This is a genomic window from Thermodesulfobacteriota bacterium (assembly GCA_034189135.1).
Taxonomy (GTDB): domain Bacteria; phylum Desulfobacterota; class Desulfobacteria; order Desulfobacterales; family JAUWMJ01; genus JAUWMJ01.
On sequence record JAXHVO010000008.1, the window covers coordinates 1 to 17,681 of the forward strand.

At 43.8% G+C, this 17,681-nt stretch carries 13 protein-coding genes; 7 read left to right on the forward strand and 6 right to left on the reverse strand.

Features of this window, described 5'->3' with window-relative positions:
• Positions 1–128: 128 nt before the first annotated feature.
• The 6 genes from SWH54_01080 to SWH54_01105 all read left to right on the forward strand — a co-directional run bounded on the left by SWH54_01080 (position 129) and on the right by SWH54_01105 (position 7,406).
• Positions 129–1,178: a 4Fe-4S binding protein gene (locus tag SWH54_01080; GenBank protein MDY6789835.1), complete on the forward strand. Its 1,050-nt coding sequence runs from the start codon at positions 129–131 to the stop codon at positions 1,176–1,178.
• Positions 1,179–1,239: 61 nt separating this feature from the next.
• Positions 1,240–3,093 (forward strand): aldehyde ferredoxin oxidoreductase family protein, encoded by a 1,854-nt coding sequence (locus tag SWH54_01085; GenBank protein MDY6789836.1) that lies wholly within the window; start codon positions 1,240–1,242, stop codon positions 3,091–3,093.
• Between the two features lie 594 nt (positions 3,094–3,687).
• A complete protein-coding gene (locus SWH54_01090) occupies positions 3,688–3,942 on the forward strand; it encodes a hypothetical protein (GenBank protein MDY6789837.1) in 255 nt (84 codons plus the stop codon).
• Positions 3,911–4,696: a nucleoside phosphorylase gene (locus SWH54_01095; protein MDY6789838.1), complete on the forward strand. Its 786-nt coding sequence runs from the start codon at positions 3,911–3,913 to the stop codon at positions 4,694–4,696. Before SWH54_01090 ends, SWH54_01095 begins: the two co-directional genes overlap by 32 nt.
• Positions 4,697–4,802: 106 nt before the next feature.
• Complete coding sequence (locus SWH54_01100) at positions 4,803–6,653, forward strand: BRCT domain-containing protein (protein MDY6789839.1); 1,851 nt, start codon at positions 4,803–4,805, stop codon at positions 6,651–6,653.
• Between the two features lie 471 nt (positions 6,654–7,124).
• On the forward strand, positions 7,125–7,406 hold the full coding sequence (locus tag SWH54_01105; GenBank protein ID MDY6789840.1) for an acylphosphatase: 282 nt from the start codon (positions 7,125–7,127) through the stop codon (positions 7,404–7,406).
• A 108-nt stretch (positions 7,407–7,514) separates the two neighbouring features.
• Here the strand turns inward: SWH54_01105 and SWH54_01110 are convergent, their stop codons facing one another.
• From SWH54_01110 to smc, 3 genes are all read right to left on the reverse strand, one after another.
• On the reverse strand, positions 7,515–7,787 hold the full coding sequence (locus SWH54_01110; protein ID MDY6789841.1) for an HU family DNA-binding protein: 273 nt from the start codon (positions 7,785–7,787) through the stop codon (positions 7,515–7,517).
• Positions 7,788–8,006: 219 nt separating this feature from the next.
• Complete coding sequence (gene ftsY / locus SWH54_01115; protein ID MDY6789842.1) at positions 8,007–8,972, reverse strand: signal recognition particle-docking protein FtsY; 966 nt, start codon at positions 8,970–8,972, stop codon at positions 8,007–8,009.
• 304 nt (positions 8,973–9,276) lie between these two features.
• Complete coding sequence (smc, locus tag SWH54_01120) at positions 9,277–12,909, reverse strand: chromosome segregation protein SMC (protein MDY6789843.1); 3,633 nt, start codon at positions 12,907–12,909, stop codon at positions 9,277–9,279.
• A 309-nt stretch (positions 12,910–13,218) separates the two neighbouring features.
• Here smc and SWH54_01125 point away from each other — a divergent pair, with 309 nt between their 5' ends.
• A complete protein-coding gene (locus SWH54_01125; protein MDY6789844.1) occupies positions 13,219–14,361 on the forward strand; it encodes a saccharopine dehydrogenase family protein in 1,143 nt (380 codons plus the stop codon).
• A 345-nt stretch (positions 14,362–14,706) separates the two neighbouring features.
• Here SWH54_01125 and SWH54_01130 read toward each other — a convergent pair whose 3' ends face one another.
• From SWH54_01130 to SWH54_01140, 3 genes are read right to left on the reverse strand one after another with little or no spacing between them, the layout of a single operon-like run.
• Complete coding sequence (locus SWH54_01130; GenBank protein ID MDY6789845.1) at positions 14,707–15,438, reverse strand: amino acid ABC transporter ATP-binding protein; 732 nt, start codon at positions 15,436–15,438, stop codon at positions 14,707–14,709.
• Positions 15,435–16,517: an amino acid ABC transporter permease gene (locus tag SWH54_01135; protein MDY6789846.1), complete on the reverse strand. Its 1,083-nt coding sequence runs from the start codon at positions 16,515–16,517 to the stop codon at positions 15,435–15,437. The genes SWH54_01130 and SWH54_01135 overlap by 4 nt, the downstream gene beginning before the upstream one ends.
• A gap of 28 nt (positions 16,518–16,545) precedes the next feature.
• Positions 16,546–17,376: a transporter substrate-binding domain-containing protein gene (locus SWH54_01140; GenBank protein MDY6789847.1), complete on the reverse strand. Its 831-nt coding sequence runs from the start codon at positions 17,374–17,376 to the stop codon at positions 16,546–16,548.
• Positions 17,377–17,681: the final 305 nt, after the last annotated feature.

Sequence of the window (17,681 nt, forward strand, 5' to 3'; positions counted from 1 at the left end):
TTGGATTTTGGTCACAGAATCAGCGCTGTTACCTTTAATCCAAAAGGAGCATTTTTTAAATACTCAGCATAGCTTTTGCCATTCTCCCCAGCTTAGCTGGGGGTTTAGCTCTGTAATTATTAACCGTGATGCAGTCACGCCGGGGACCGTATACAGGGCTGGATATCCCTGAATTTTTCCAACTGGTGGAGGAAGTGTTCACCCCCGAAGAGGCAGAGGTAAACAATGCTCTTGGAAAGCAGCCGGAACCCCTTGAACAAATCGCGCAGAAATTAAACCGTGACCCAAAAGGACTTCGCCCCCTGCTTGAAGCCATGGCGGACAAGGGACTGTGTGCCACTTTTATCAAGAGCGGTGAACGTGTTTATAAAGGCTTACCGTTTATGCCCGGCATTTTCGAGTACCAGTTTATTGCGGGCAAAGACTCCACCCGATACCGCAAACTGGCTCGACTGATACATAATTACAAAAAAGCCTACAACTCATCCAAAGGCGTTGAAAAAATAACCTTTCCCGTCACGCGAGTCATCCCCGTGGAAAAAACCATCGATGCAGGCAACCGGGTCCATACTTATGACCAGGTCGCCACCTATATTCAAAAATATGATTCCATTGGCGTGGGTACCTGCTATTGCAGGCATGCCGCCAAGCTGTGTGGTGAAGATATTCATGATATGCCCATGGAGGTATGCATGTGGTTCGGTCAGGCCGCCGATTACATGGTGGAGCGTATCGGTGGAAGAAAAGTAAGCAAACACGAGGCCATGGCGCTGTTGGACCGGTCGGAAAAGGCCGGATTGATCCATATGAGCCGAAATACCACCGATGAAATTGATTTTTTATGCAATTGCGACCGTTGGCATTGTGAGGTCGTCACTCATGTTCTGAAGCAACCCAAGCCCGGATGGGTCTTTAACTCCGGTTACCAGCCCCGTTTCGACACGGACAGATGCGTCGCATGCGAAACCTGCCTTGACCGATGTCCGCCCCAGGCCCTTACCATGGGAGAAGATCAGCATCCGACTTTGGATACGGACAAATGTTTCGGTTGTGCGGTCTGTGCGACCGGCTGCCCTGAAGGGGCTATTTCAATGGAGGCTAAGCCCGAATTCCCACCACCGCCAAAAAATGTTAAAGAACTGGTGGCGGCCTTAAAGGACAGCCTCTCACACCGATAACAGCATATTGAATGTAATCAACAGTACACTTGAAGGAATAAAAAAATAACCGGAATAGATTATGACATCACCAGACAAAATAATTGAAATCGATCTCACTCAAAATAAGATCATGACTGAAGATTACACCGAGGCCACGGCTTGCAAGTACCTGGCAGGTTTCGGGTTCAATATCAACACTCTTTTCCGGCGATTAACGCAACCATTCAACCCTTTGGGCGCCGAAAATGTGCTGATAATAACCCGGGGGTTGCTTACAGGAACAGCGGCCCCCGCCTCTTCAAGGATACACCTGAGTGCGTTATCCCCTCTTTCCGGACTGATTGCCAGCTCAAATGTGGGAGGGTTTTTCGGTGCCAGGCTAAAAACGTTGGGCATCATGAGTCTGATCATCACTGGGAAAGCCCGCAATCCTGTTTATATCCGAATAAGCTCAAAAGGAGTTGAAATCGAAGATGCGGGACAACTCTGGGGGCTGGACACTCGGCAAACAGAATCGAAGATAAAATCCGATCTGGGAGATAATCGCGCCCAGATGCTGAGCATCGGTCCGGCTGGGGAAAATCAGGTTCTATTCGCCAGCGTTCTGGCCGGAAGAGACCATGCCGCCGGTCGAACCGGCTTAGGAGCTGTGTTGGGTTCCAAACATGTGAAGGCTTTGGTGGTCCAGGTTGAAAACAAACGGGAAAAAATGAATGGGGTTACGGCAAAAATTGTAAAACACTACATTAAAAATATGAAAACCAATGTGGGGCGATTTCATGATTACGCCACTTATGGCAGTGCGGGTGATGTACTCGAAACCAATCAGTGGGGATTGTTGGGAACCCATAATTACCGGCAGGGTCAGGTGCCCGGAGCTAAAGAGATCGACGGCCGGGGGCTGCAAAAATACGTAATTAAAAAGACCGGTTGCCACCGCTGTCCGGTACACTGCAAGGCAGAAATCAAAATCAGCGAGGGCAATTATAAGGATTTCCAGGGTGGGCGTCCCGAGTATGAAACTGTAATGAAGATGGGGCCGCTCTGCGGTCTTACCGACCCCCAGGCATTGTTATATTTGACCAATCTGTGCAACATTTTGGGCCTGGACACCATATCTACCGGTGGAGTCATTGCCTTCGCCATGGATCTGTTCGATCGTGGTATCATCACCCAGGAAGACACCGGAGGCCTAAAATTGCGCTGGGGTGATGCTGAAACTATGGAAACCCTCATTCAGCAGATTGCATCCTGTCGAGGCCTGGGGAAAATCTTGGCCGGTGGTGTTCGCCGGGCAGCCAAGACCTTTGGGAAAGAGGCTGAAAAATATGCCTATCACGTTAAAGGGGTCGAAATTTACGGAGCAGATCCGAGGGGGTTGATGGGAACGGCACTGTCCTACACCGTATCATTGCGAGGCGGCGATTTTACAAGTGTTTACCCGATACCGGAATACAGATACAGCCCCGAAAAGGCCAAAAGGGAGTTCGGAACCGAACAAGTGGTGAATTTCACCGCAACTGAAGGAAAAGGAGCGCTGGTAAAAAAATGTATGATTGTAAGTATGGTCATCGACTCCCTAGGCCTTTGCAAAGTTCCCGCCTTGGCCATATCAGCGAATTACGATCTGGTGCTTGAGTCTGAACTACTCAAAGCAATAACCGGTTTTGATATATCTGCCGAACAATTGTTCTTCATCGGCGAACGTTTGGTGAACATGGAAAAAATGTTTAACCTGCGTCACAGCTCTGATTTCCACGCCGATGTTCTACCCGATTTTTTTGTCCATCAGCCTGTTGCCGAGGGACCGGCCAAAGGCCTCCAGGTAAACCTTGAGCCCATGGTGCAGGATTTTTATCACTGTATGGGTTGGGACGATAGGGGAATTCCGACTTCTGAAACGTTGCGAAAGTTGGGTTTGGACTACAAATGAGGCCGGGCCGAACTGCCGTTATAGTGGTTGTCAAAAAAACGTTCCGTTATCGAAACGTTTTTTTCTACAACCACTTATACCGCAATTCCATATATCGGTACATATTTATGGCAAGCGGTATAAAGTTCAACCGGAATATGACCAAGCTCATCGATACCTTCCAAATTTTCTATAATGAAAAATAGAAACCACTGCCGATTGAAACAGCCATTTTTTCCTTTTGCGGAAAATCCGTTGAATTTTAAAAAAACCAAATCACATTCAGGACGGTTCTTCACCACAAAGCATTTTTAACCCTTGACACAGCGCAGTTGATAAGCGAAACCTGTATTGCATAACAAATTAAATGTTCCCGCCTGTTAGAGAATGACATTAAAGCTCATATTTCTACTTTTTACCCAATCATCAAACTTGATGGGCTCGTAAAAAGTAGCGCCGATGGCTAAGTAGAAAGTTCCATATACAAGGCGCAGTGGTTTTTCAGGGATGAGGCAATACATGTAGTATGCCGAATTCCTGAAAAAGTGCTGCAACGCAGTATATGGGACTTTCTACGACGCCATTAAATTTGATTAACCGTTTAAGGAGGATACTATGGCTTATGATCCTGAAATGGACAAGGTTCTAAAGAAATGGAAATGTGAACAAACCGGACTCGTTGTTTCCATCAACCGGTATGGCAGTGGAGAGGCAAAAGTTCAGATCGGCCCGAGGATTTTGCTTAAAAAAGACGGCAGTGAAAGAGCCCCTGTGAAAGCCGGCCGCCTTACCATTGAGGATTTGATGTGGTTTTACGACATTATCGATGAGGTAAAAGATGAACTGTCAGGCCTTGCCAAGCCGGAATGATAAAAATGATGGCATCGTCATTCCTGTAAAGGGAAAAAATTCACCGAATTTGGGTCCCGTGGCAGTAATGGTGAGCGCTCAGGCTGATCTGGGCTTATTTTGTCACCTGATCGATGTGGATGAAAGCAAATACAGGAATTTGCTTGTCAGCCGGTTATATGCTGAAAAGGCTGCTGAGGCTGGATTGGCGGTGGTGGGACCTTTTGTCGGCGCACCATATGCAGTCATGCTGCTTGAGACACTGATTGCCTGGGGAGCAAAGCAAATTATATTTTTCGGGTGGTGTGGAGCCATTTCCCGCCATGTTAAAATCGGAGATATTATTATTCCCACCGGTGCGATTGTTGACGAAGGGACCTCGAAGCATTACCACCAAAGCAAGGATGGAATATCCTTACCCTCTTCTTATATTCTTAAAAATACCAAACAAGCATTAACCCAAGCAGGGCTTGATTTTCACCAGGGTATGGTCTGGTCTACCGATGCCATTTACCGGGAAACCGGTGAAAAGGTAAAATATTATCAGGAAAAGGATGTTCTGGCCGTTGAAATGGAGCTGTCCGCTCTTTTTACGGTGGGAAAATTTCGCCATGTGCAAATGGGCGGCATTCTTGTGGTCTCTGATGAACTTTCAACTTTAACATGGCGGCCCGGGTTTAGAAACCAGCAATTTAAGGAAAGCCGCATGTCTGTGGCTAAAGCGATAATAGCAATATCTAACGTGTTAAATAAAGATAACTACTCAGGTGGATAGACTGAAGGTTGAAGGCTGAAGTGTATCGATCATTACGAGATGATTGATATACTTCAACCTTCAGTCTTCAACCTAAATACCTGAGCGGTTACAAATATAGAATCAAATGGAAAACATTGAAACTCTGGTTAAAACTTTAAAAGAATATAACGAGGCATACCGAAGCGGAAAACCGCTGGTGAGTGATCACGAATATGACCGCCTGGTTGAAAAGCTGAAAAAACTTGAACCCGATCATCCATTTCTGCAATTGGTGGAACCTGAAAAATTCAGTGGCAAAAGAGAAATCAGGCATCCAGCTCCCATGCTTTCAACCGAAAAAGCATACAGCAAAAACGAGCTGATGCGATTTATAAACAGGGTTGAAAAAGAAGCCGTTGAAATAGGTATTAAACAAGTAATATTTAAAGTCACTCCCAAACTTGACGGCCTGGCCGGGCGTGATGACGGAAAAATATTTGCCACCAGGGGAAACGGTGAAGTTGGCTACGACATCAGCAATGCCTTTAAAAAAGGGGTAATTCCTCTGGGTGGAAGGGGATTGGGTATCGGCGAAATTGTGATTGTTAAATCTTATTTTAATGAACATCTATCCGATCAATTTGAGCATCCCAGAAACATGGTGGTCGGAATTATTTCATCGGATACGCTGAATGAATTTGCCCAAAAAGCGCTTCAGGATAAAATGGTTGTTTTTGTTCCCTATGGCATGCTCCCAACCTGGGAAGGAAGTGGGAATGAGCTTCTAGAAAATACAGATAAAATTATAGCGAATCTTATATCAAGGACGGATTACCCCACAGATGGTGTGGTGGCAGAAATCACTGATGGTGAGGTTAAAAAATATATGGGAGCCACCGCTCACCATTACCGATGGCAGGTCGCTATTAAAAAGAAGGGAGACACCGCTGTTACGGTTGTTGAAGGAATCACCTGGCAGGTAGGAAGAACCGGGAATATAACCCCCGTTCTTGAAGTACGCCCGACGCGTCTTTCCGGAGCCACCATCAGGCGGGTGACCGCCCATCACGCGGGCCTATTGCAGAAAAGACATGTTGGCATCGGTTCTGAAATTGAAATTGTACGAAGCGGAGAGGTGATCCCAAAGCTCGATAAGGTCATCCAAAAATCAGATCGCCTCAGCATTCCTCAACAGTGCCCCTCCTGCGGGTATACCTTAGAATGGAATAAGGACTTTTTAAAATGCAACAATCCTTCCTGCAAAGCCAAAATCGAACAGGGTATCAGCCACTGGTTTAAAACCCTTGGCAATGCGGACTGGTTCGGCATAAAAACCATTCAAAAACTTGTAACTAATGGGTTTGACAGCCTTGAAAAGATCTATGCCATGGCAATTGATGATTTTATTGATATCGGTTTTGGACCGGTTCAGTCCAAAAATCTTGCAGAGGCGATTGATATAAGCATCAGTAAATCTGTGGAAGACTGGCGCTTTCTGGCTGCTTTCGGTGTTTCCGACCTTGGGCTGGGAGATAGCCGAAAGCTGCTTTCATACATCAGGCTGGAAGATCTTCTCAACGCAAAGGCTGAAGATATTGAGACCATACATGGCTTTGGATCCATCACCAGCCGGTCAATTTCAACCGGCATAGACAGGATAAAAGAGACTATCCATCATATGCTGTCTTTGGGTTTTAATCTGGAAAAAAGCGTTCTTGAAACCGATAAAAATATTTCCCATAATTTCTTTTTTGGTAAAAGAATCCTGTTCACCGGAAAAATGAAACAGGGCACCAGGGAATCCATGCAGGCAGCCGCCCGAAGACAAGGCGCAATGGTACAAAGTGCTGTTAGTAAAAATACGGAATATCTGATATGCGGAGAAAACCCGGGCCGGCAAAAAATTGCCAAAGCAAAAAAATGGGGAATCCGAATTATAGCTGAAAGCGAATATTTTGACATGTTGAAAAGACCGGGGGCTAAACGCCCCTCATGAAAATAGTTGGAGAGTATTATTCATTTGTTCTTATAAAACAGGTCAAAAAAAGCTTTTGGGGAATGCGTTTTTATTGTTTGCCATCAATTTTCATGCCCAACTGGCACAACGATGCATGAAACCTAAGGTTTGTCCGGGGAATCGCCGGTTTGCCCGGTACCAGACTTTACAATCTTATTTAGAAGTGAACGTACGGCAGCTATCTCGCTGAGATTAAATTTGAACCAGCCCCAAGGGGCAGAATCCCACGGCGGCGTTGATCGTCTCTGTCTGTATCGGTTTCACTGAGAAGATAGGGGGCGTGTTCGATACCGATCTCATTTGTTAAGTCTGGTACCGGGCAAACCGGCGATTCCCGGACAAACCGAACTAAGATTGAAAAACGAATTTTTGTTTCTAATGAATATATTCTGTTTCAAACCGGATGATCTGAATGCGGTTTTTAACCTTAAACCAGGATAAAGGTGAGCCATGGAAGATAAAAAAAGAGCCCATGTCATTATCAGCGGAAGGGTACAGGGTGTCTTTTTCAGAATGGAGACACTTAAAGCTGCCCGGCATTATGGTGTATCAGGGTGGGTTAGGAATAAAGCCGATGGAACCGTAGAAGCCCTGTTTGAGGGAGATACCAACAGTGTGGATTTAATTCTGGCGTGGTGCCGGAAAGGTTCCCCCCCTGCGAAAGTGGAGAAGACGGAGGTCAATTGGGAAAATTATACCGGTGAGTTTACAGAATTTAAAATCACCTATTGACTCTATTTAAAGCTCTTCAAATGGAGCTTCCCGCCACAAGCGGACGGAATATAAGAAAAATAAAAAAGCGGTTTATTTGATTTTCAAATAAACCGCTTTGGAATTTGTTTATACCGCGTCTTTAAGCTTCTTGCCTGCGCGGAATTTTACCACATTACATGCCTTGATTTTAATCGGCTCGCCTGTTTGTGGATTACGTCCCTTGCGTGCTTTACGGCGGACCTTTGCAAAGGTACCAAACCCGACCAAAGTCACCTTCCCGTCTTTTTTCTTCAGCGCTTTGGTGATGTTGGTCATAAAAGAGTTCAATGCATTAGAAGCTGCAACCTTGGAAATCTTTGCATCCTTTGCCATCTTTTCAACCAGTTCTGCTTTTGTCATTCTTCTTTTCCCCCTTTTGTTTAATTAATGGTAGACAAACATAAGCCAATCGCCTGTTTGCTTATGTCAATATAGTAGGTGCTTTTTCATGTCAACAGAATTCTGCATTTTCAAGCACTTTTTTTAAAAAAAATATGGTAGGCCCTCTAAAAACGAGCATTTGCAATACTAGTTTGCCGAAAAATAAGTATTATCAGTAGATGCCACGGATTGCAACTTTTAAAACAGGGCTTTTACAAATGCGACAGGATCAAAGTCCTGCAAATCATCAATTTGTTCTCCAACCCCGATATATTTCAGCGGAATTTTAAGGGCAGTAAAGATACTCACCACCACCCCGCCCCTGGCCGTTCCGTCAATTTTCGTAAGGGCAATAGCGGTGACATCAAGAGCTTCATTGAATAATTTGGCCTGAGATAATGCGTTTTGACCGGTGGTGGCATCAAGGACGAGCAGAATTTCGTGGGGAGCTCCCGGAAGTTTTTTGGAAATAGACCGTTTTATTTTTTTTAATTCTTCCATCAGGTTTTTTTTGGTGTGAAGTCTTCCCGCAGTATCAACAAGCACGATATCACAATCTCTGGCTATGGCAGCCTCAACGCTGTCGTACGCAACTGCGGCTGGATCGGTCCCTTCTCTTTGTCTAACGATTTCGGCCTTTGCTCTGTCGGCCCATATTTCAAGCTGTTCAATCGCTGCTGCCCGGAAGGTATCGGCAGCCGCAACCAGCACCTTTTTTCCGCTAGAGGTGAACCTTGCGGCAAGCTTGCCGATACTGGTGGTTTTTCCGGTTCCGTTCACACCGACCACCATAATCACATGGGGGTGGCCGACCATCTTATCATGAACCGGAGCTTGCACATCGAGAAATGAAAGGATCTCCGCTTTAAGCGTATTTTTCAACTCACCTGTACCGTCTATGTTTAAAGATTTTTCAGAGATACGATTGATGAGTTCCATGGATGTCTGCACACCCATATCCGAGGTGATTAAAAGTTCCTCAAGCTCCTCTAACATGTCGCTATCTATTTTTTTCTTTTTGGCAAAAAGGTCTTCAAGATCGGTGGTTAGAATTTGGCGGGTTTTGGACAGTCCCGCTCTCAGGCGTTTGAAATGAATAGTTTCCCGATCCGATAGCTCTTCCTTATCTTTCGGAGCCTTTTTTTTTAGCCAGTTTATAGCCATAGAAATCCTGATAACCGTTCACAGTTGTCGGTTCACAGTTCACATTTTTTCCAATGAACTATGCAGCGACTGAAGCATCAATCTAATGGTTATTGATTGACGCCGTTGTTAAAATCACAAACACTATATTTCGCTTTGAAATTTTACTTTTACGCCTTACCGTCTGAGGCTTTTGATAAATTAGAAGGTGCAAAACCTGAATTTTTAAGATCTGAATCGTCAAAAGAGGACCCCATAATTTTCCTATGCTTTTTGTTTTTTCAACCGTAAACTGTATAACCGGCAACCGTGAACAGTTACAAAATCAGTTTGGCATTTCTTCCTGTTGCTCAAAGTTTACCGAGACAACTTTTGAAATTCCTTTTTGTTCCATGGTAATCCCGAAAAGGGTGTCGGCAAACTCCATGCTGCTCTTGTTATGCGTGACCATCACAATTTGAGACTTTTGACCAATAAGCTGGAGCAGGTCATTAAAACGATATACGTTCACATCATCAAGGGGTGCATCAATTTCATCCAGAAGACAGAAAGATGTCGGTTTGATTAAAAAAAGTGAAAATATAAAGGCGATGGCAGATAGCGCCTTCTCTCCACCTGAAAGAAGACTCATTCTGGTAAGTTTTTTACCGGGTGGATGAATCATAAACTCCACACCTGTTTCCAAAGGGTTGTCCGGTTGGGAAAGCACAAGCTTGGCTGTTCCCCCTTCAAAAAGACGCGGAAATACCTCGCAAAGTTTTTCATTCACCAGGCTTAGTGTATTCATAAATCGTTCTTGAGTGATCCTGTCTATTTTTTTAATGACTTTTTGCAGGTCTTCAACCGCTTTTACCAGATCGTCGTGCTGTTTGGAAAGAAAATCGAACCTGATTTTATGCTGTTCATATTCTTTTATGGCACTGAGATTAACATCACTGAAATTGTCTACCTTTTTTTGTAAACGGGAAAGTTCTTCTTCCATTTCATCCGGTGACATCTTCACCGTCTGCTTCAGCTCCTTTGATATCTTTTCATTTTCCGCCTTTATTTGGGATATAGTCATGTGATAACGTTCTATCAGACGGTTTTCGATATTCTCCCGCTTTAAATGCCGCTGGGACTGTTCGAGTTCAAGCATACGAAACTTTTCCAACACTTTTTCCCGTTTCTTGCGAATGCCTGAGATATTATCATCGCTATCTTTCAGCGTTGAATCAATTTTCTGATAATCTTTCTCATTATTATCAATGTCAAGCTGCAAAATCTTTATATCTTCGTAATTCGCGTAAAGCTTCTGTTCAGATTCCTTTATCTTCTGTTTAAGATAATTTTCTTTTTGATTTTTTCGGCTGATTTCAGCAATCAGCTGCTTAAGTTGCTCCACATTATCATCAAGAAATTCTTTAAGTCGATCGGCTGTATTGCGGTTGTTCTCCAGTCTTGCATTTAAAGAGGTCAGTTTGAGCTTCAGTTCCACGGTTTCCTGGTCAAAAGCGTTTACCTGGGCGGATATAGAATCCGCTTGGGCTGACTTTTCCGCCACTGTGTTCTGCAGGTTTTCAATCTGATGCGAAATATCGGCCAAAGCGTTATTATACTCTGCCATTTCTTCATCAGCATCGCTTTCTTCCCCCATCAACTGCTGCTGTTCCAAACCAACAATTTCAAGGTGATGCCGGCAGTGCTTTAAATCCTCAGAGGCTTTGTAAAAATCTTTTTCCGACTCAACTTCCTGCTGGGAAACCTTGTTTTTTTGTTCGATCAATTCCTGCAGGTCACTTTCCAAAATGCGAAGTTCAGACTCCATCTCGGTTTGATCTTGGCGGGCAGACTCCAATTTCCGATCTAAGTCATCAATACTGCGCTTTAAATCTCTAATTTCCTGTTTTTTGGTGAAGATACCGGTAAATTTGTCCTTGCTTCCACCAATGATCAAACCTTGATGGGAAAGCACATCGCCGTCTTTAGTGACTACGGTTTGCAGTGCCCCGTTTCTGTTGAAGATCGTTCTGGCTTCTTCCATATTGTCTGCTACAATAATGTGTCCCAACAGCGCGCGGGTAATTTTTTCAAAGCCCTCTTTTACAGCGACATGGTTTAAAAGAAGTTTTGCAGGCGCAGGCTTTTTTTGCTGTCCATATTCAATCTGTCTGATGGTCGATATGGGAATAAATCCGCTGCGGCCGGCGCTGTTAGACTGAAGATAGTCCACAGCATCAAGGCCCGCCTGTTGGTCCTTGACCAATATATACTGTAAAGATTCTCCCAGGGCGGCTTCCACTGCAGTCGCAAAGCCGGGCTTTGGATCGATAATATCCGCCATCAGGCATATGACCCCGTTTTGCAGGTTGACACCTTTGTTGTTGGTGTCTGAGTTTTGGCCCTCAGGTTTGGTGCCATGCGCTTTCATGATTGCCTGGACACCGTCCTTGTACCATTCAAATCCGTCCTCCATTTTCTTTAAGGCCGCATGGTTTGATTTAATATTGTTTTTTTCAAATTCCAGGGTCTGCACATGCTTTACCTGCCCGGCCAATGTCTTGCTTTTATCATCCAGCTGTCTGCCGGTGATTTCAATGCGATTTGAAAGATCGCTGATTTTCTGTTTTAAAGATGCAAGCTTCTGTTTTGCTCCGGTTTCTCTTTTCAATGCATCAGCAGCCTCTTTTTTTGCGATGGCTTCTTCTTCCTTTGCCCGTTTCAGACGTCTTTTAAGGTTTGCTTTGTTACTTGAGGCATTTTGATATATGTTTTTATATCTGGCTTCCTGAGCCACTTTGTCCACCAGTTCCGTATTACAGCTTTCAAGCTCCCCATTAAGCACAGACAATTTTTCTTTTATGCCGGCTGAATCGGACTGCAATTTTTCCAGCACTATCCTGGTTTCATCAATGTCCTTTTGTATAATGCCGCTCTGGTTTTCACATCGGGCAACTTCAGATTCCATTTTACTTCTTTTTTCTTTCAGTTCTTCCCTTGCCGATTCAAGTTCTGCAGCCTCCATGGCAAGTCTTTCCACATCCTTTTTGAAATGCGCGAGATCGTTTTCGGTTCTGTCAATATCTCGCTGCATTTCATATTTATTTGTTTTTTGCGTCGATATTTCCTGATTTTTTTCCCAGCGCTGCAGTTTTATTTCTTCAATGGCCAGGTCAAGCTTTTCCAGCTGGGTCGAATGACCGATGTCTGCATCTTTCAACTCTTTTAACAAAGAATCTGCTTTATCAATATCTTGCGTAAAATTATCATAATGGAACAGGGCCAGGCCGATGTCGAGTTGTTTGATACGTTCCTGGTGGGTTTTAAAAAGCTCCGCTTTTCTTGCCTGCCGCTTCAGGCTGGCCATTTGGCGCTTAATTTCATAAATAATGTCATTGATGCGTAACAGGTTTGCGTTAGTGGTCTTCACTTTCCGCAGGGCTTCCATCTTTTTACTTTTAAAGATGGTGGTCCCGGCAGCCTCTTCAATAAAAAATCTTCTTTCATCCGGCCCGGCATCAGTGATGGCACCGATATTTCCCTGCTGGATAACGGCATACGATTTTGCGCCCAAGCCACTTCCCAAAAAAACCCTTTGCACGTCTTTGAGCCTGCATGGCTGCTTATTTATTAAATAGGCACTTTCGCCGGATCGATACAGACGCCGGGTAAGCATAATTTCAGTAAAATCCTTTAATTCTTCCGGTGCAGAGCCGTTATCGTTTCTTAGCACTAAAGACACTTCTGCCATATTAAGAGGCATCTTACCTTTGGTACCGGCAAAAATGACATCTTCCATGGACTTGCCGCGAAGCGTTTTTACGCTCTGCTCGCCCATCACCCATCGCAACGCGTCAACCACATTGCTTTTGCCACAGCCATTGGGCCCAACAATTGCAGATATGCCTACCGGAAATTCAATACTCTCCTTTTCAAAAAAGGATTTAAATCCGGATATTTCAAGTTTTTTAAGCTTCATGCTTAAGATCTCCGATTATATTTCGCTATGTCGTGTTTTTTGCTTATATTTTAATCCTTAAATTTATAGCAGGAAAGATGTTGCTTGTAAAGAAAAAAACACAACAGAGGGTATGTTTTCTATTATAACATACAATATATGGTAGATTTTTTATTTGTTGTGTTTTGTGGTGAAAGATTTTATATGAAACTGAGGCATAAAATTATTGAGAAACCCAATTCTTAATTGCCCTATATCTTATTTCCCGTATTCGCAGACAGTTTGATTCTCCATTGAATACAGTAACTACCAACAGAAAGGAGTAACGTATTGAAAGTATTAATCCTTGGCGCCGGTTTGGTGGGGGGTCCCATGGCAATCGATTTAGCCAAAGATGCGGAATTCAATGTAACCCTTGCCGATATAAATAGCGATTCTTTGAATAAAATTGGTGCGAAACACAATATATCCACCATTCAAAAGGATCTGTCGGATTCAACCAGTATACCGGAAATGGCTAAAGATTTTGATATGGTTTTAAATGCCATGCCCGGGTTCATGGGATACAGCACCTTAAAAGCGATCATTGAATCGGGTAAAGACGTGGTAGATATTGCCTTTTCCCCGGAAGATCCCTTTACCCTGGATGAACTTGCTAAAAAAAATAGTGTGACCGCGATAATGGACTGCGGTGTAGCGCCGGGAATGAGCAATGTACTGATCGGATATGTTGATCATTTATTGGATAAAACAGAAACGGCATTGATTTACGTGGGTGGGCTGCCTGAGGTTCGGGAATGGCCCTATGAATATAAAGCCGTTTTTTCACCCATCGATGTGATCGAAGAATATACACGTCCAGCTCGTTATGTTGAAAATGGAAACTTAGTTGTTCGTCCGGCATTATCGGATGCTGAATATTTGGACTTTCCCCAAATAGGAACCTTGGAAGCGTTTAACAGTGATGGTTTGCGCACCCTGGCCAAAACCATCGATGCGGCAAATATGAAGGAGAAAACCCTGCGTTATCCCGGTCATGTTGAAAAAATGGCGGTTTTAAGGGAAACCGGATTTTTTAATAAAGAAGAAATAGATATAAAAGGTACAAGAATTTCACCCCTGGAGTTTACCGCAAAATTATTATTTCCCCAATGGCAGTTAAAGGAGGGAGAATCTGATATTACGGTAATGAGAGTAATCGTTGAAGGAACCAAAGATGGTGAAAAATTAAGATATACCTATGATCTGTTTGATCGACTGGATAAGGAAACAAACACACATTCCATGGCAAGAACCACCGGATATACGGCAACCATGGCAATAAGAATGCTCGCCAAAGGACTGTATCCCCAAAAAGGTATATCTCCCCCGGAATTTATTGGAAGAAAACCGGAGTGTGTCAGGTTTATATTAAAAGGATTGGAAGATCGTGGTATATTTTATAAGGAAAGTATAGAAAGCTTAACTACTTGAGGGGTCGGGGAGCTTTTCAATCTCTACTCGGTTCGTCCGGAGAAGTGCCCATTTGCCCGCATCAGCCTTAACAAATAAGTCCGGCACTCTGTACACGCCCCCTATCTTCTCAGTTAAATCCATACAGGCAGAGACGATCAACGCTGCCGTGGGGTTCTGTCCCTTGGGGCTGGTTCAAATCGAATCTTAGCGAGATAGCTGCCGTACGTCAGTTTCTTGAAATCATTGTTAAGGCTGATACGGGCAAATGGGCACTTCTCCGGACGAACCACTAACAACCATTAAAGCGCAATGGGTTCACAGGAAAGGCCATTAATGAGAAACTCCTCGTGAGTCCTAAGCTTACTAAAGTATCTGGCCTAAAAAAAGTTTTGTTCTTTCATGTTCCGGGTTTTTGAAAAAATGCTCCGGTGTGCCGATTTCCACAATCGCCCCTTCATCCATGAAAATGACAGAATCACACACTTCCCTGGCAAATCCCATTTCATGAGTGACACAAACCATAGTCATTCCCTCTTTTGCCAGGTTTTTCATGACATCAAGAACTTCACCGATCATCTCCGGATCCAGGGCGGATGTCGGTTCGTCAAAAAGCATTACCTTTGGATCCATGGCCAGTGCGCGGGCGATGGCAACCCGCTGCTGCTGTCCGCCGGAAAGCTGATCAGGATAGACTTTGGCTTTATCGCCAATACCGACTTTATCCAGCAAAACCATGGCTTTTTCTTTGGCTTCCGTTTTTGAGCGTTTACGGACAATACGTTGTGCAAGGGTTACATTTTCTAAAACCGTTTTATGGGGGAACAGGTTAAAGGACTGAAATACCATACCCATTTCCGCACGGACTGAATTAATGTTTGTTTTTTTACTGAAAATATCGACACCATCAACGAATATTTTACCATAATCCGCTGTTTCCAGGCGGTTCAAACATCTTAAAAAGGTGCTTTTACCTGATCCTGACGGCCCGATTGCAGCCACCACCTCACCGGCTTTGATTTTCACTGAAACATCCACGAGTGCTTTGACCTCATGGGGAACATGGAATGTTTTAGATATATTTTGTACGTCAATCAATTTGTCGCCCCCCTTCTTTCCAGGTACTGCACGAACATGGAGAGTGAAAAAGTTAATATGAGGTATAACACTGCAACGGTCGTGAATATTTCAAAAGGTGTCAGGTTGGTAATAATGACCTCTCGGCCTGACCTGAGCAGTTCTCTGATGCCTATAATGCCAATTAAAGAAGAGTCTTTGATTAAATTAATGAACTGTCCCGCCAGAGGAGGAAGGATACGTTTGATTGCCGGAGGGAGTATCACGTGCCGCATGCACTGCAAATAGGACATGCCCAGCGATCGGGCGGCTTCTTTCTGTCCAAAATGTATCGATTCGATTCCCGCGCGGACGATCTCCACCACATAAGCCCCGGTGAACACCGAAAGGGCGGCGACCCCCCAGAAAATTGGATCTACGTTTTTATATCCAAACTTTGCCAACAACTGGTTGATCAATGTACCAATCACAAAATACCATAGAAATATCTGAACCAGGAGCGGTGACCCGCGGATTAGTTCAACATACACGATAGCCAACCATTTCAAGGCGAAGTTTTTTGATACCCGCATGATGCCACCGACCAGACCCAGGATGATACCAAAAATAGTCGAGTATATGCTGACCTTCAGAGTGATCCAAAGTCCGATCAACATCACACCCGGTCTATATCCACCCTGATATTCAGCGATGACCTCACCTTCTGAAATCATATCTCCTTCATCAATATCATAGGATTTCAACGGGACTGTATATGTTTCTTTCCCCTTTTCATAGGTAACAACGATATCGGCTTGGTCACCCTTGATTTTTATTTCATCCACTTCCCCGTCCGATTCGGCCAGAATTTTAACATCCGCTTTATAAATAATATACTTGGGAAGTTGGTACCAGCGCCACTGATACTCTATTAGAACTGTGGCGTACCAGAATGTAATCATGATTGAAATAATGACCAAAACAAAAACGGCCACTGAAACATAGAATTTTACCGGTTGGCTTAAACGGTCAATATTGGTTTGTGGGTCCATGGTATGATTAATAATCCTGTTGGTTTTTGGGTGGGTTAAAAACAGGCCGGCAGAAATATGATTTTCCACCGGCCTGTTTTTTATTCTCAAGTTTTAACTATTTTTTTACGTCTTTTTTCCAGTCGGTGTTGGCAAGCCATTTATCATAGGCCCTTTGCCATCTGCCGTCATTTTTATACTGGCGGATAAAACCGTTTAAGAAATTCAAGAAGTCCGGATCACCCCTGTTGATTGCCATTGCAAGGGGTTCGAAAGTAAACGGTTTGTCCAGGAAGAAGACTTTCCCTTTACCCTGCATTTCATAGGTGGCGGCGCAAAAGGGGAGGTCATATACGATTGCGTCCGCATTGCCGTTGAGGACTTCCAGGGCGGCTTCTGTCTGGGACTCAAATCCCTTATAGGTTGCTTTGGGGATATATTTTTTTATGGCTTCTTCCCCGGTGGTACCGAGATGGCCGGTGACCACATATTTTTTATGGTTCAGGTCTTTGTAGGATTTGACTTTTCCTTTATTTCTGTTGTTTACCAGAATGGTCTGGCCGATCACGATGTAAGGATCGGAAAAGCATATCTGAAGGTTTCTCTTCTGGGTGATGGTCATTCCGCCGATAATCACATCGAATTTATCAGTCATGAGGCTCGCGATAATACCGTCCCATTGGGTATTGACCGGTACGAATTTTACGCCCATCGATTTGGCCAGCGCTTTGGCCATATCAATGTCAAATCCCATAAATTTACCTTTTTTATTCGTCATTTCAAAAGGCATGTAGCCGGATTCAAATCCTACGCGAAGTTCGCCTCTTTTAAGAATTTTTTCAATGGTTGATTTTTTTGCCAGATTAAGATCCGCCCCAATTGCAGGCAGGCAAATACAAAAAGAAAATAAAATGCTTACCGCCAAACCAATTACTAAACTTTTCTTCATTTTTCTCCTCCTTAACTAATTTTGTTTGGTCATATTGCAGCAAAACTTACTGTTTAGCCACCAAATGATATGACTTCCCCCAGCCCTTGAAATTTTTGTATAACCATGCCGTCACCATTCGGCAATTTTGGTATGGTTGCCTTATGCAACAATATGCTTTTTTATACTTACACTTCGGCCAGAACACTTCCACCGATCTTTTCTACCCGACATGGTTATTCCTTTTCTAACAGTTGTCTATTTAACACAATATTATAAAATCGCAAGATGTTTTTTTAAACTGACTAAAAAAACTAACCGGCATT